The sequence below is a fragment of the Devosia nitrariae genome (assembly GCF_030160115.1).
Classification (GTDB): Bacteria; Pseudomonadota; Alphaproteobacteria; order Rhizobiales; family Devosiaceae; genus Devosia; species Devosia nitrariae.
This window is the reverse complement of sequence record NZ_BSNS01000035.1, coordinates 1-801: the sequence shown is the minus strand read 5'-3', so window position 1 is coordinate 801 and position 801 is coordinate 1. Positions and strand designations below refer to the sequence as shown.

The following is an 801-nucleotide window of genomic DNA, read 5'->3' as shown; positions in this document are numbered from 1 at the left end:
GCCATTGGGCTGTCGGGCGCCTTCCAGGACGAGTTCTAGCGCTGCCTGGAAAGCGACGCTCTTTTCGAATGTCGGGGCCATCGGCATGTATCGCGGGTCACCGGCGTTCTGACCGTCGACCACCCTGGCCATCCGCTCCATGGCGCTGCGCACCTGCTGTTCGTCGATCACGCCGTGCATGAGCCAATTGGCGATGTGCTGCGAAGAAATGCGCAGCGTCGCCCGGTCCTCCATCAGCGGCACGTTATCGATGTCAGGCACCTTCGAGCACCCGACGCCCTGATCGATCCAGCGAACGACGTAGCCCAGAATGCCCTGGGCGTTGTTCTCCAGCTCCCGCTGCACGACCTCATCGGAGAGGTTCAGCCCGTCGAGCAGCGGCACGACCAGCATGTCGTCGACGCTCGCCGGCTCCCGCCCCGCCAGTGTGTTTTGCACCGAGGCCACGTGCACCTCGTGGTAGTGAAGCGCGTGAAGGGTGGCGGCCGTCGGCGACGGCACCCAAGCCGTACTTGCCCCAGCCCGGGGATGATCGATTTTGGCCGAGAGCATCTCGGCCATGGCATCGGGTTTCGCCCACATACCCTTGCCGATCTGGCCGCGACCGGGCAGTTTGGCGGCCAAGCCCTCGTCCACATTGTTGTCCTCATAGGCAGACAGCCATTTCGCCGTTCGCATGGCAGCCTTGGGGACCACGGGGCCGGCCTGCATGGAGGTATGGATCTCGTCGCCGGTCCGGTCGAGAAAGCCGGTGTTGATGAAGGCCAGCCGATTTTTCACCGCGCGCATGCAGGCGCGGAG

The 801-nt window shown here is 64.7% G+C and carries 1 protein-coding gene; it reads right to left on the bottom strand.

Features of this window, described 5'->3' with window-relative positions; translation table 11 throughout:
* Positions 1-801 (bottom strand): aldolase/citrate lyase/malate synthase family protein (locus tag QQK18_RS27360; protein ID WP_488798415.1); only part of this gene is annotated, 801 nt, incomplete at both ends.